This window comes from Sulfitobacter maritimus, assembly GCF_013346665.1.
GTDB lineage: Bacteria > Pseudomonadota > Alphaproteobacteria > Rhodobacterales > Rhodobacteraceae > Sulfitobacter > Sulfitobacter maritimus.
Genome location: NZ_JABVBB010000019.1, coordinates 15,227 through 27,814 on the forward strand (window position 1 = coordinate 15,227; position 12,588 = coordinate 27,814).

The window sequence follows — 12,588 nt, forward strand, 5'->3', positions numbered from 1 at the left end:
GGACACGATATGACACAACTCATGCGCTCATGGGTCGAAAGCGCCAATACTGCCGAGACCGACTTTCCCCTGAACAACCTGCCCTACGGCGCGTTCCATGTCGCTGGCAGCGACCTGCATGCAGGCGTCGCCATCGGAGACCAAATTCTCGACGTGACAGCTTTGGAAGAAGCGGGCCTGCTCGATCTGCCCGCCAAGGCAGTCTTTGCCCGTGGCACCTGGAACGATTTCATGGCGCTCGGGGCGGACGTCTGGCGCAGCTTTCGCGCCCATCTGACCTCCGTTCTGGCCGAAGGCGCATCCGAGCAAGCCACATTGCAGGCGCATCTGGTGCCGATGGCCGATGCGACATTGGAGATGCCCTTCACCGTCACCGAGTTTACCGATTTTTACGCTGGGCGGCATCATGCGTTCAACGTCGGCTCCCTGTTCCGCGATCCGGCCAACGCGCTGCCGCCGAACTGGCTGCATATCCCCATCGGTTATAATGGCCGTGCCTCCTCTGTCGTGGTCAGCGGCACCGATGTGACCCGACCGAATGGGCAGCTAAAAGCCCCCGACGCTGAAATGCCGGTATTTGCCCCGTCCAAACGCTTTGATCTGGAGCTTGAGATGGGCGCCATCGTCGGCAAACCCTCGAAAGGCCGTGTCACTGTGCAGGAGGCCGACGACATGATCTTTGGTTATGTCCTGCTGAACGACTGGTCCGCACGCGACATTCAGGCGTGGGAATACCAGCCGCTTGGACCATTTCAGGCGAAGGCCACAGCGACCACCATCAGCCCTTGGATCGTCACCAAGGACGCGCTGGAGCCTTTCCGTGCCTCCACCCCGCCGCGGGAAAAAGAGCTTCTGCCCTATCTGCAAGAACCCGGCCCGATGCTCTATGACATCGACCTCGAAGTCGCTCTTGCCCCCGAAGGCAAGTCCGAGACGATCCTGTCGCGCACCAATTACAATGTAATGTACTACTCAGCGGCGCAGCAGCTCACCCACCATACCACCAGCGGATGCCCGATGCGGGTGGGCGATCTGCTGGGCTCCGGCACGATCTCCGGTCCCGAAAAGGAAAACCGGGGCAGTCTCTTGGAACTCAGCTGGGGCGGTAAGGAACCTCTTACGCTGGATACCGGCGAGACACGGACCTTCCTTGAGGACGGCGACACGCTCACGCTGCGCGGTGCGGCGAAGGGCGACGGCTATAAGATCGGCTTTGGCGACTGTGCAGGCACCCTGCGCCCCGCACCTGCAATCGACTGAACGCCGATAGCAGGCGTTAAAAATCTTCGGCGGCGCTATATCAGCGCCGTCGACAGCCATTCAAACCGGCTGAGCAGAACGAGGATCAGTGCCACGGCCAGCAAGAACGGCCAAAGCGAGCGCAGGATCTCCCCAGGCCGTGCGCCGCTCATCGAAGAGGCGATGTAGAGACCCACACCGACAGGCGGTGTCAAAAGCCCCAAGACAAGGTTCAAGCACATCACCACGCCGAAGTGGAAAGGGTCGATGCTGTAGTCGTTCATCGCGATTGGCAGCAAGATCGGCGTGATCAGGATCACCGCCGCGATCCCGTCGATCAACATGCCCACAAGCAGCAAGATCACATTGACGATAAGCAGGAACATGAAAGGATCGCTGGTGATCGATGTAATCAGCGCGGCGAGCTTTTGCGGCAGGGCTTCGTAGATGATCACCCAGCCAAAGACATTCGCCGCCGCGATCATGAAAATCACCATAGAGGCATTGATCGCAGTGCGCCTGAATAGGCCGAAAATGCGCTGAGGCTTCAACTCGCCGTAGATCAACCAACCCACAAGGAATGCGATGAGCGACGCAATCGCCGCGGACTCTGTCGGCGTGGCGATGCCAAACAGGATGCCGCCGATGATAGCTGCGGGGATCAGCATCGCGGGCAAACAGGACACAAGCGCCGCCACGGCCTGCGGTGCGGTGAACCATCTGCCTTTGGGAAAGCCCTCAATCACGCCAATGACAAAGATCACCCCGGCAAAGGCGGCAAAGAGCATCAGACCCGGAAGGATGCCCGCAAGGAACATATCGCCGATGGGAAGTTGCGCCAGAACGCCATAGATGACGAACATCATCGACGGCGGAATGACAGGCGCGAGCAGCCCCCCCGCGGCTGTGGTCGCCGCAGCAAAGCCACGCGAGTAGCCTTCGCTCTCCATCTCGGGTGTCATTGCCCGCGCCATCACGGCGATCTGCGCTGTGGCAGAGCCGATAATCGCCGCCATGAACATATTTGCCAGCAGGTTGATATAGGCCAACCCGCCCCGGAACCCGCCAACAAAGACCCGTGCCGCATTGATCAGACGCCGCGTCATGCCGCCTTCGTTCATCATCTCGCCGGTCAGCATGAAAAGCGGGATTGCCAGCAGCCCGTAATTCTCCAACCCCGCAAACATCTTTTGCGCGAAGCTGTCGTAAAGCACCGTGTTGCCGCTTTCCCAAATGTACCAGATCGCGGTGAGTGCCAGAACAAGGGCGACCGGCACCGCGATCAGGAGTTTGAAAGCAAAGACAAACGGGGTCATGAGGCCTCCGCTTCCGGTGTCTCGCCCCGTTTTAGCACATGGGCCAACCCATGCAGGGTCGCACCAAGAGCAAAGGCCCACATCACCAGCCAGACCCAAACCTTTTTGATCCCAAGCGTGGTGGTCGGTTCGGCATAGATAAAGTTAAAGGTTGCCGCTTGAAACGCTTTGGTGTCGAAGCCCTGCCGCGCCAATTCCAAAGGAGAGAACCAGCGCCAGCAAAACCACAGCATGAGCAGCGCAAAGCCCAAGATGATCAGGTCTACCAGCTTGGCCACAACCCGGCGCAGGGGGCCGCGCAGGTTGTCGGTCAAAATCGTTACAGCAACCGCATGGCCATAGTGCAACCCCGCCGATGCGCCCAGAAAGGTCATCCATGCCATTGCATAGATCGCCAGTTCATCCACCCAAAACAGCGCCGCACCCAAGCTGCGCGTGGCCACATTCAGCAGGATCAAAACGGTAATCGCCGCCGCCAGCACAGAGGCCAAAGCCAGTTCGCAGCGCGCCCAAGTTGCCGATATGCGCCAGATCATGCGCGCCCTTCCAAGCTAAGGCCGGGGCTGTCCTATCGACGTCCCGGCTCAGGTTTTTGCCTACTCAGCCGTATCGTTTGCGGTCTGGCGCAGCGCGTCAAGACGCGTTGATTTCTCCGCCCAGATGGCATTCCATTCGCCTACGGCATCGTTGAAAAACGCCTGATCCACCTCGACATAATTGGTGCCTGCATCGCGCACTTGATCAAGCCAGCCCTGCTCTTTTTCAACATAGCTGTCGATTGTGCTGTCGACGTGTTTGGCCATCAGATCGCCGATCAGCTTACGGTCTTCCTCGGACATCTGCGCCCAGACCCGACCAGAGACGAGACCCACCATCGGGAACATCATATGGTTGGACTGAACCACCGTATCGGCTTGCTCGAAATACTTGAGCACCCAAATCAGTTCGGCGTCCATATCAATCGCGTCGACCTGCCCATTGGCCAGCGCGTCATAGACATCTGGCAGGGGCATCGGCGTCGGTGCCGCGCCAATCGCGTTGTAGAAATCAAGGATCGGATCAAACGGCGTGATGCGCAGTTTCAGGCCCTCCAGATCTTCGACGGAGTTCACTTCGCCCTTGGCCACGATCTGGCGCAGCCCGGCCATGCCATAGGCAACACCGACCACGCCCACTTCGGCAGGCAGTTGTTCCAGGATATCCGTTGCCGTGTCGCTGCGCAGAATGCGCCCCGCATGGTCGATGTCCTCGGCCAAGAAGGGCGCGTAGAATGCACCAAAGTCCGGCGCACGGTTCGAAACTTCCGCCACGGTCATGAACGCCATGTCGAGCGCACCTGTTTGCAACTGCTGCAACATCTCGGCCTCATTGCCCAACTGGCGGGCGGGAAAGACGGTGACGCTGTGCTCTCCATCGCTTGCCTCGGCCAGCTCGGCCCCGAACGCCTCGGCGGCTTTGGTCCAGATATGCGGCGGCGGGGTGATCAACCCAAGCCGGAACTCCTCGGCCTGAACAGAACTCGCGCTCATCGCGGCAACGGCGGCAAAGGCCATGCTGCCAAATGCTTTGGTCATCATATTCATCGTATCCTCCCTGATCGACGATGGTAGATTAAAGCTGGACCCACTCCGCGGGCGGCTTGCCTTTGCCGGGGTGAACCTCGCCACAGTTCGGACAGGTGCGCGCCTCGGTCGAATTGTGGAATTTGTCGTAGAGCTTCGGCAGCACCGTCACGATCCCCTCCGGCCCATCGAGCGTGACCTCTTCGCGGTGCACCAACCCCTCGCAATTAAAGCAATACCACTCAAACCCTTCGGTCATTCCCGGCTGGCGCGGCGCTTCGACGACGATCCCGATGGAGCCTTCTTGCGGGCGTTGTGGCGCGTGGCGGACATGCGGGGGCAGCATGAAAACCTCGCCCTCACGTACCGGGACGTCATAGATTTTGCCCCCGTCTGCGATTTTCAGCATCATGTCGCCCTTTTGTTGAAAGAACCACTCTTCCACCGGGTCGTCATGGAAATCCACGCGGGTGTTCGGCCCGCCGACGACCATGACAATCATATCGCCTTCCTTGTGCAGCAACTGATTGCCAACCGGGGGGCGCAGTTTGTCAGCGTTGTCCTCGACCCATTTCTTAAAGTTGAACGGCTTGAGCGTAGGATGGTTGGTCATGGTGGTCCCCATTGATTGTAGCGCAGGCGTATCGCGATCAGCCTATGCAGGTTGCGCCCACAGAAATACGAATTTCTAAGAATGCTGGTATTTGCATTCATGATATCGAACCGGTTTGCGTTCCGGATCGGTTGCCGCATTTTATGCCAGCATAATCGCCGTCCCGACAAGAGCGGCGCTGCCCGCTGTCACAAGTCGCCACAGGTTGGCAGGGCGAGCGCCAGTCATCCAGCGCAAGATCATCGCCGCAAAGAAAACCTCCAGCGTGCCAAGGGTCGCAACAGTGACGACCGACGCGGTCTTGAGGGCCAGAAATTGCAGGAATTGCCCACTGCTCAGCGCGGCAGCCGTCAGCAGATGCCAGCGCCCTCGGTCAACCAGCAGTGTGCGGAGCGGAGCCTGACCTTGCCGCAGCAGTGCCGCCGCCAAAATACAGAAGCCCCCGACCAACGCCCCAACAAACGTGCCAAACGCCGCATCCGGCAAGCTCTCCAACGCCGCGCTGCGCAGGGTGTAGGCAAAGGCATAAGCCGCCGCAGACCCCACCCCGAATGCAAGGCCGATCCGGCTGAAACTGGCTTCGTTCAGTGAGGCCGGGCGCAGATAGACCAGAACCGCCCCCGTCACAATCGCGGCCCCGGCCAAGGTCACCTCGCCCGGCCATTCCGACAGGAACAGATAGCCCAACAGCAACCCGAACACCGGGGTCAACCGCCGCAAGAGCCCGGCGATCACCGGGCCGGTGCGCTCGGTTGCTTTGAACATAAAGAGGCGACCGAACACGGTCGCCATCAGCCCCGCGAGGGCGAAAAGGGCCATGGGTCGCAGACTATCCGCAGACATAGCGCGGACAGATACAGTCCCCCAAAGCACCCAGATCAAACCGGACAGCAGGGCGGTCGCGATGACAGACAGGAACAACCCGTTGTCGCCCCGCGCGGTTGCGCGCCCTTTGGTTATGGCGACGCCGGCGAACCCATAGGCCAGCGCCGCCAAAAGCGCGTAGAGTTCACCGCTCATCGCGACAGGATCACAGCTTCAGGCCGCATCCTTCAAAGGCTGTTCGCGTCGCGGCTTTTTCCGCCTCGGTCAGCTCCAACATCGGGTGGCGCACGCGCCCGCCGACCTGCCCCAGCAATTCCTGCCAGTATTTGCCGTGGGCCGTTGGCTTGCCGCCGGGCTTGGTGTCGTGGATCGCGCGGCGCACCGGATCAAGACTGTCACGCACCCGCCGTGCCTCATCGAATTTACCCGCAAAGGCCAGTTCGGTGTATTCATGCATCCGCAGGTCATTCGCGGTCTGAAGCTGATAGGGGGGCGAAGAACACAGGTAGAGCTGCCAGCCCAACTCCTCGATATTGTCGAGCCATTCTGCCTCAGCTGATGTCGACACGAGGATCTTATCCCCGACCATCTTTGTCAGGCGGGCATACATCTCGCGCGGGACGGAATATTTGATCGCCATGATATTAGGCAGTTCTGCAATCCGCGCGCAGGTTTCCGGCTCCATCAGGTAGCCGCTGTCCGGGTGGCTCCACATGGCAATGCCGATATCGAGCCGATCGCAGAGGTATTTGTAATAGTTATACAGCACCTCATCCCGGTCGCTGCAAAAGCTCAGCATCGGCGCATGGACCACCACGTAGTCCGCCCCGCAGTCCTGCGCGTGGCGGCCTAGGTCCAGCACCGTGTCAACATTCTGGTCCGAGATCGACATGATCGTCCCGGCCTTGTCGCCACATTCTTCCACAGCAATGGTCATGTTGCGCTTGCGCTCTTCGAGCGACATCGACCAGAACTCGCCCTGTTTGCCCGCGATGAAAAGTCCTTGGATTTTCAGGTCGTCGATCCAATGGCGGATATTCTTGCGCAGCCCGGCCTCGTCCAGTGCCAGATTGTCATCAAACGGGTTCAGCGCCGCCGCCCAGATGCCGCGCATGTTTTCGCGCGCATAGGCTTTGGCGTCATGTTTCGCATATTTCATAATGGGAACTCCGGCAGGTCATCGCGGTGGATTTACGCCACTAAAGCGCCTGTTACGGACAAAAGCCAACGTGCAGGGTCTTATGTGGGTATTCAAAAAATCGATAACGGGCTGGCTGGAAATTCATTTATGGCTTATGCCGATTGAAGGAGTCATTTATGAAAATCGGACTGATCGGAGAAGGGGCCATCGGGCGCTACGTGACTGAAAAACTGACCGAGATTGGACTGGCACCGCAAGCGGTGCTGACCCGTCCTGCGCGTGTGCAAGGTGCTCAGGACAGTGCGGTTCTGCGCGTGGACAGTGCCGCCGATCTGCCGTCAGACATCACACTCGTCGTCGATTGCGCCGGACATGCCGCGCTGATCGAACATGGGGCCGCGATCTTGGAGCGTGGCATCGATCTCGTGACGGTCTCCATCGGTGCTCTTGCAGATCAGCAATTAGAACAGCGCCTGAACGATGCTGCGCAGTCGGGCGGGGCGCAACTGATTTTAGCCACCGGAGCGATTGGCGCATTGGACTGCCTTCATGCCGCCCGCGTGGGCGGATTGACGCAAGTGACCTATACCGGACGCAAACCGCCAACCGGCTGGCGCGGCTCCCCGGCAGAGGACCGCATTGATCTCGACGGGCTGACCGATGCCGCGATCCATTTTGAAGGGACCGCGAGAGAGGCGGCCACCGAATACCCAAAAAACGCAAATGTCGCCGCAGCGGTCGCGCTTGCGGGCGTCGGTTTTGACAACACCACCGCCCAGCTTATCGCTGATCCAACGGTGACGTCGAACATCCACGAGATCCACGCCTCCGGTGCTTTTGGCAGCTTTCATTTCCGGATCGAAGGCACCGCCCTGCCCGACAACCCCCGCAGTTCCGCCCTTGCGGCGATGAGCGTCGTTTCCGCCGTCGAACGCCGCCGCGCTGCGATCACCACATAAGGCAACCTCATGGTCTCCAACCACTCCCGTATCGTTGACCGCGCTCTCACCCGCCTGAAACTGCGGCAACTGCGGTTGCTGGTGAAAGTGAGCGAACACGGAAACATCCAACATGCCGCGCGGGATCTGGGCATTTCGCAACCCGCCGCGACCAAGATGATCCAAGACCTTGAGATCGACTTTGAGGTGCAGCTGTTTGAGCGCACCAATCGCGGCGTGGTCCCCACAGTCTTTGGCGAAGCGCTGATCCGCCATGGCAAACTGATCTTCGCGCAGGTGTCTAACGCGGCGCAAGAGCTTGACGATCTGAACGAGGGCAACAGTGGGCGCGTGGTGATCGGCACCCTGCTTGCCGCCTCCCCCCGCTTGCTGCCCCGGGCGATCAACCGACTGCTGGCCGACCGCCCCAATGTCGCGATCAAAATTGTTGAAGGTACGAACGAAGCCCTGATGCCCGCGCTGCGGTCAGGTGAGATTGACCTCATCGTCGGACGCCTGCCCAGCCACCGGCACCGGGCCAAGATCGAGCAAGAGACGTTCTTTGACGAACGGGTGATGATCGTCGCCGGAAACCAGCACCCTTTGGCGAAAGCGACGGATGTGTCGTTTGATCAGTTAAAACCCTTTGGCTGGGTCTTGCCGCCCATCGAGACAACCCTGCGCCGCCAGACGGATCAGTTCTTTATCAAACAGGGACAGTACCTGCCGAAAACGATCATTGAATCCGTGTCCTATCTCGCCAACCGCACTTTGCTGCGGTCGCATGACCTGATCGGTCTGCTGCCGGCCCATGTCGCCTCGCTCGATATCGAAGCGGGACTTCTGACCGCGATTGACTGGGACGTGCCCTTCGGCGGCCGCCCCATTGGCGTGTCTTACCGGGGTGACAACAGCCTCTCCCCCGCTGGTATCGCGTTCTTGGAAGCGCTCCGCGCAGAGGCCGCTGCTCTGTGATCTCGACGGTATCACGGATACGGATATCAGTATCCGATCAATTCAGTTGAGACGATGGCCCCCGTCATGTGACCTTCGCCACAACATCTCATGTAAGAGGGCATCATGGTCACATATCCGGAGTTAAAGCTCTATATCGGCGGCGAATGGCGGACAACAGCCAGCGACATGGCCGTGGTCAACCCAGCGACAGAGGCGGAGATCGGTCGCCTGCCCCGCGCTGAAATCTCGGACCTTGATGATGCGCTCGCCGCTGCCGAAGAAGGCTTCCGCATCTGGCGTCGGACCGCGCCGCGGGACCGTGCAGACCTGATGCTGCGCGCTGCCAAACTGCTGCGCGACCGACAGGAAGAAATCGCCCAATCCATTACCGCCGAACATGGCAAACCCTTGGCACAGGCCCGGCTGGAAGTGATCCGGGGGGCCGAGTTCATCGAATGGGACGCAGGCGAAGCGGTGCGCACCTATGGGCGCGTGATCCCCTCGGCCCACGGCGTGCGCTATGTGGTCCACCATGAGCCTGTCGGGGTCGTTCTGGGCCTATCGCCTTGGAACTTCCCGATGAGCCAACCCTGCCGCAAGATCGCCGGGGCGCTGGCGAGCGGCTGTTCCATCATCCTGAAAGCCGCCGAGGAAACCCCCGCAGGGGCGCAGCATATCGTGCAGGCCTTTCATGACGCGGGCCTGCCGTCGGGCGTGCTCAACCTTGTCTTTGGCGAACCGGCGCAGATCTCCGGCCATCTGATCGCACAAGACCCTGTGCGCCTCGTGGCCTTCACCGGCTCAACCGCCGTCGGGCGGCAACTTACCACGCTGGCCTCTGAACATATGACCCGCGTCCTGATGGAGCTGGGCGGCCATGCGCCTGTGATCGTCTGCGAAGACACGGACGTCGAGAAAGCCGCCATCAGCAGCGCGATCCGCAAGTACCGCAACGCCGGTCAGGTCTGCACGTCGCCCACGCGGTTCTTTGTGCATGAAAGCATCTATCAGACCTTCGTCGACAGTTTCGTTCAACGGGCCAAAGCGACGGTTGTGGGTAATGGTGCCGAGAGCGGGGTCGAGATGGGGCCGCTCGCCAATGACCGCCGTGTGCCCGCGCTCTCCGCCTTGGTCGAGGACGCCCGCGACAAAGGCGCCGAAGTGCTGACCGGCGGCGCGCGCCACGGCAACAAGGGCTATTTCTTCCAGCCTACCGTTTTGGCCAACGTGCCGGACCATGCGAATGTCATGCAGGAGGAGCCCTTTGGCCCGCTGGCTGTCATCAACCCCGTCGCCTCGCTGGACGAGGCCATCGCGAAAGCCAATTCCACGCCCTTCGGCTTGGCGGCCTACGGCTTTACCAACCGTGCGGACTATGTGGACCGGATGACCGATGAGGTCGAGGCGGGGAACATTTCGTTCAACACGCTAGAAGCCTCATTGCCCGAAACCCCCTTCGGCGGTGTCAAATCCAGCGGTTACGGACGCGAAGGCGGGACTGAAGGGCTAGAAAACTACATGAACGTCAAGAACGTCTCCCATAGCATGACGATCGTTTAAGGCGGGGAAACCCCAAAGCAGGCCTTACCTCTTAACCAAAAAAATGCAGCCGCGGGGAAATCCTCGCGGCTGCATCGTCATCGTCTATCGGTAGCGTAAGATCTAACCGCATCAGCGGCTGTCGTTACCGGGGCCGTAGCCGCCATAGACAGGTGTGTAGTTCACTGTGTGTTCACCGTTACGGCTCGAAAATGTCGGCTCGCCAGTCTGGCCGTATTTCGATGTATCCAGGCGCAGATCGGCTTCGCGGTCGGACAGGTCGGCGTCCCGGATGGTTTTGCCAACGCTGTAAACCACATCCGCAGAATTGCGGGTATCAAGGCGGATGTCGTCGTATTTGGTCGAGGTGTCAGCATAAACGCCAGTGGCCAGAGTTGCTGCGGCTACGGTGCTCAGAATGCGTTTCATGGGTCTTTCCTTCCGTATCTTAGTTTGCAAGGTCAGCGCCGTCATTGGCGCCTTCGAGACCTCATATGGGGCAAACCCGTGAAGGATATAATCCGCCGTTTTGGAATATGATTGCTTCTTATTGGGAAGCAATGACGCAGATCAGCTCTGCTACTGCGGTTGGCTCTTATAGTGCTCAACCAGCGTATCCACCAAGAGCCGCACCTTCGTCGAAAGATGTCGGCTGTGGGGGTAGAGCACATAGAGATCATAGGGATCAGGCTCGAAATCCTCCAAGATCCGCATGACCCGACCGCGGTTGACAGCATCACCGATAATGACGTTCGGCACACAGGCCAGCCCCAACCCGGCCTCTGCGGCCTTCAGGCAGGCTTCGGCATTTGAGAAGCGCACCCGGCCCGTAACCCGCACCCCCTCGCTTTGATCGGCAGATGCCTTGAGCGGCCATTTCTTGGGATCGGCGAAATTGGTATCAAGGATGCAGTTGTGGGCGGTTAACTCTTCAGGCCGCACAGGCGTCCCATTGCGGGCCAGATAGTCCGGCGCGGCGACAACCGTCAGCCGCACATTGAAAAGCTTGCGCATGACAAGGCTCGACATCTGCGGACGCCCGATCCGCACCGCAAGGTCAAAGCCATCTTCGACCAGATGCACTGCCCTGTCCGAAAAATTCACATCAAGCTCAATCTCTGGATAATCCGCCGCAAAGCGCGAGAGGATCGGGGCGAGACCGACAACGCCGAAGGTCTGCGGCACAGAGATCCGAAGCCGCCCGCGCGGGGTCTGCGAGATGTTGCGGATATCAAGGTCCAGCGCGTCATGTTCGTCCAACAAAGGCCGCAGGCGGTCGTAATAGGCCTGACCCGCCTCTGTCGGTGACACCGAACGCGTGGTCCTGTTGAGCAGCCGCACGCCCAGATCCGTCTCCAGCCGGGACACCAGTTTCGACGCCTGCCCCGAACTTGTCTTGAGCCGGTCTGCCGCGCCGATAAAACTGCCGGTCTCCATCACCGCAACGAACATCCGGTCGCTTTCCAGTCGGTCCATTCTTCCCCCTCAACCCGCAGGCGCCAGCCGTGTGGCAGCGTTACAGGCTCTTGCCAAAATCGAACTCTGCAACCTCGCTCAGGTGACTCTCAAAGAAATCGGTAAATGTCGCCACCAACGGCGGCAGGACTTCATAAGGCGGGTAGAACAGCGTGAGCCAGAGCGGCGACACCTGCCAGTCCTCAAGCAATTTCACAACCTCCCCCCACTTCAACCCGTCGTTGACGATGAAGTCCGGCAAAACCGCAACGCCATTCCCCAAACGAGCCAGCGCATACAAAAAGTCACCATTGTTCGAAAGGATATCGCTGCCTGCTGTCACCGCCCGGCGTTTGCCGTCTTTGCAAAACGTCCATGTTTCTGCCTGACCGGTCATCGAATAGGACATGCAGAACTTCGGCTCCAACGCGTCTGGTGTCTGCGGGCGGGGCATACGTTCAAGCAACGCAGGTGCGGCCACGGCATGGCGCGGCACCTCGCATATCTTGCGCCAGATTGTCGACTTATCGCTCGGCGGCCCTGAGACACGAATGGCGAGGTCGCAGTCTTCCTCGACGATATCGACAAGTTGATCGTTCAGCCGCACATCTACGGAAATATTTGGATAGGCCAGCCGAAACCGGTCAATCACCGCAGGCAGCAACCGCATCCCCAGCGACAACGGCGCGTTGATCGACAGCCGCCCCTTGTCGGGTCGGGTGGCGCGGGTGATCTCTTCGGTGACCTGATCGAAACTCTCAACCACCGGCCCAAACCGTGCCGCCACCATCGCCCCCGCGCTGGTCAAAGACACCTGCCGCGTTGTGCGCACCAACAGTTGCTGGCCCAAATCCGCTTCCAACCGCGCCACAATCCGCGTGACCGAGGCGGGCGTCATATTCAGACTGCGCGCCGCGGCCGCAAAACTGCTGTGTTCGACGACTTTGAGAAAAACGCGGACGGGCTTGATATCTTGCATGTCCTATTATTGCACTGGCGACAA

General features: G+C 59.9%; 13 protein-coding genes. 4 read left to right on the top strand and 9 right to left on the bottom strand.

Features of this window, described 5'->3' with window-relative positions; all coding sequences use genetic code 11:
- Positions 1–9: 9 nt before the first annotated feature.
- Positions 10–1,260, top strand: coding sequence for a fumarylacetoacetase (gene fahA / locus HTT03_RS01010; protein WP_174858022.1), 1,251 nt, complete (start codon positions 10–12; stop codon positions 1,258–1,260).
- A 35-nt stretch (positions 1,261–1,295) separates the two neighbouring features.
- Here fahA and HTT03_RS01015 read toward each other — a convergent pair whose 3' ends face one another.
- The 6 genes from HTT03_RS01015 to HTT03_RS01040 all read right to left on the bottom strand — a co-directional run bounded on the left by HTT03_RS01015 (position 1,296) and on the right by HTT03_RS01040 (position 6,714).
- Positions 1,296–2,555, bottom strand: coding sequence for a TRAP transporter large permease (locus HTT03_RS01015; RefSeq protein WP_174858023.1), 1,260 nt, complete (start codon positions 2,553–2,555; stop codon positions 1,296–1,298).
- Entirely contained in the window at positions 2,552–3,091 is a 540-nt protein-coding gene (locus HTT03_RS01020) for a TRAP transporter small permease (RefSeq protein WP_174858024.1), read from the bottom strand. The genes HTT03_RS01015 and HTT03_RS01020 overlap by 4 nt, the downstream gene beginning before the upstream one ends.
- 60 nt (positions 3,092–3,151) lie before the next feature.
- Complete coding sequence (locus HTT03_RS01025; protein ID WP_425506272.1) at positions 3,152–4,129, bottom strand: TRAP transporter substrate-binding protein; 978 nt, start codon at positions 4,127–4,129, stop codon at positions 3,152–3,154.
- 37 nt (positions 4,130–4,166) lie between these two features.
- Complete coding sequence (locus tag HTT03_RS01030) at positions 4,167–4,730, bottom strand: 3-hydroxyanthranilate 3,4-dioxygenase (protein ID WP_174858026.1); 564 nt, start codon at positions 4,728–4,730, stop codon at positions 4,167–4,169.
- Positions 4,731–4,871: 141 nt separating this feature from the next.
- Complete coding sequence (locus tag HTT03_RS01035; protein WP_174858027.1) at positions 4,872–5,750, bottom strand: DMT family transporter; 879 nt, start codon at positions 5,748–5,750, stop codon at positions 4,872–4,874.
- A gap of 10 nt (positions 5,751–5,760) precedes the next feature.
- The gene (locus HTT03_RS01040; RefSeq protein ID WP_174858028.1) at positions 5,761–6,714 is read right to left on the bottom strand and encodes a dihydrodipicolinate synthase family protein; all 954 of its coding nucleotides are present in this window, start codon (positions 6,712–6,714) and stop codon (positions 5,761–5,763) included.
- 158 nt (positions 6,715–6,872) lie between these two features.
- On the opposite strand from HTT03_RS01040, the gene HTT03_RS01045 reads away from it, so the two are divergent.
- From HTT03_RS01045 to HTT03_RS01055, 3 genes are all read left to right on the top strand, one after another.
- Positions 6,873–7,655 (top strand): aspartate dehydrogenase, encoded by a 783-nt coding sequence (locus HTT03_RS01045; RefSeq protein WP_174858029.1) that lies wholly within the window; start codon positions 6,873–6,875, stop codon positions 7,653–7,655.
- Between the two features lie 9 nt (positions 7,656–7,664).
- Positions 7,665–8,609, top strand: a complete 945-nt coding sequence (locus HTT03_RS01050; protein ID WP_174858030.1) for a LysR substrate-binding domain-containing protein — start codon at positions 7,665–7,667, stop codon at positions 8,607–8,609.
- 105 nt (positions 8,610–8,714) lie between these two features.
- Entirely contained in the window at positions 8,715–10,151 is a 1,437-nt protein-coding gene (locus HTT03_RS01055; protein WP_174858031.1) for an NAD-dependent succinate-semialdehyde dehydrogenase, read from the top strand.
- A gap of 111 nt (positions 10,152–10,262) precedes the next feature.
- Here the strand turns inward: HTT03_RS01055 and HTT03_RS01060 are convergent, their stop codons facing one another.
- The 3 genes from HTT03_RS01060 to HTT03_RS01070 all read right to left on the bottom strand — a co-directional run bounded on the left by HTT03_RS01060 (position 10,263) and on the right by HTT03_RS01070 (position 12,564).
- A complete protein-coding gene (locus tag HTT03_RS01060; RefSeq protein ID WP_174858032.1) occupies positions 10,263–10,559 on the bottom strand; it encodes a hypothetical protein in 297 nt (98 codons plus the stop codon).
- A 150-nt stretch (positions 10,560–10,709) separates the two neighbouring features.
- On the bottom strand, positions 10,710–11,606 hold the full coding sequence (locus tag HTT03_RS01065; RefSeq protein ID WP_174858033.1) for a LysR family transcriptional regulator: 897 nt from the start codon (positions 11,604–11,606) through the stop codon (positions 10,710–10,712).
- A gap of 40 nt (positions 11,607–11,646) precedes the next feature.
- On the bottom strand, positions 11,647–12,564 hold the full coding sequence (locus HTT03_RS01070; protein ID WP_174858034.1) for a LysR family transcriptional regulator: 918 nt from the start codon (positions 12,562–12,564) through the stop codon (positions 11,647–11,649).
- Positions 12,565–12,588: the final 24 nt, after the last annotated feature.

Bases quoted from the DNA above. Each gene is read 5' to 3' on its own strand.
- HTT03_RS01060 (WP_174858032.1), bottom strand. From the start codon at position 10,559: ATGAAACGCATTCTGAGCACCGTAGCCGCAGCAACTCTGGCCACTGGC.
- HTT03_RS01030 (WP_174858026.1), bottom strand. From the start codon at position 4,730: ATGACCAACCATCCTACGCTCAAGCCGTTCAACTTTAAGAAATGGGTC.
- HTT03_RS01025 (WP_425506272.1), bottom strand. From the start codon at position 4,129: ATGACCAAAGCATTTGGCAGCATGGCCTTTGCCGCCGTTGCCGCGATG.
- HTT03_RS01045 (WP_174858029.1), top strand. From the start codon at position 6,873: ATGAAAATCGGACTGATCGGAGAAGGGGCCATCGGGCGCTACGTGACT.
- HTT03_RS01040 (WP_174858028.1), bottom strand. From the start codon at position 6,714: ATGAAATATGCGAAACATGACGCCAAAGCCTATGCGCGCGAAAACATG.
- HTT03_RS01070 (WP_174858034.1), bottom strand. From the start codon at position 12,564: ATGCAAGATATCAAGCCCGTCCGCGTTTTTCTCAAAGTCGTCGAACAC.
- fahA (WP_174858022.1), top strand. From the start codon at position 10: ATGACACAACTCATGCGCTCATGGGTCGAAAGCGCCAATACTGCCGAG.
- HTT03_RS01015 (WP_174858023.1), bottom strand. From the start codon at position 2,555: ATGACCCCGTTTGTCTTTGCTTTCAAACTCCTGATCGCGGTGCCGGTC.
- HTT03_RS01055 (WP_174858031.1), top strand. From the start codon at position 8,715: ATGGTCACATATCCGGAGTTAAAGCTCTATATCGGCGGCGAATGGCGG.
- HTT03_RS01065 (WP_174858033.1), bottom strand. From the start codon at position 11,606: ATGGACCGACTGGAAAGCGACCGGATGTTCGTTGCGGTGATGGAGACC.
- HTT03_RS01050 (WP_174858030.1), top strand. From the start codon at position 7,665: ATGGTCTCCAACCACTCCCGTATCGTTGACCGCGCTCTCACCCGCCTG.
- HTT03_RS01020 (WP_174858024.1), bottom strand. From the start codon at position 3,091: ATGATCTGGCGCATATCGGCAACTTGGGCGCGCTGCGAACTGGCTTTG.
- HTT03_RS01035 (WP_174858027.1), bottom strand. From the start codon at position 5,750: ATGAGCGGTGAACTCTACGCGCTTTTGGCGGCGCTGGCCTATGGGTTC.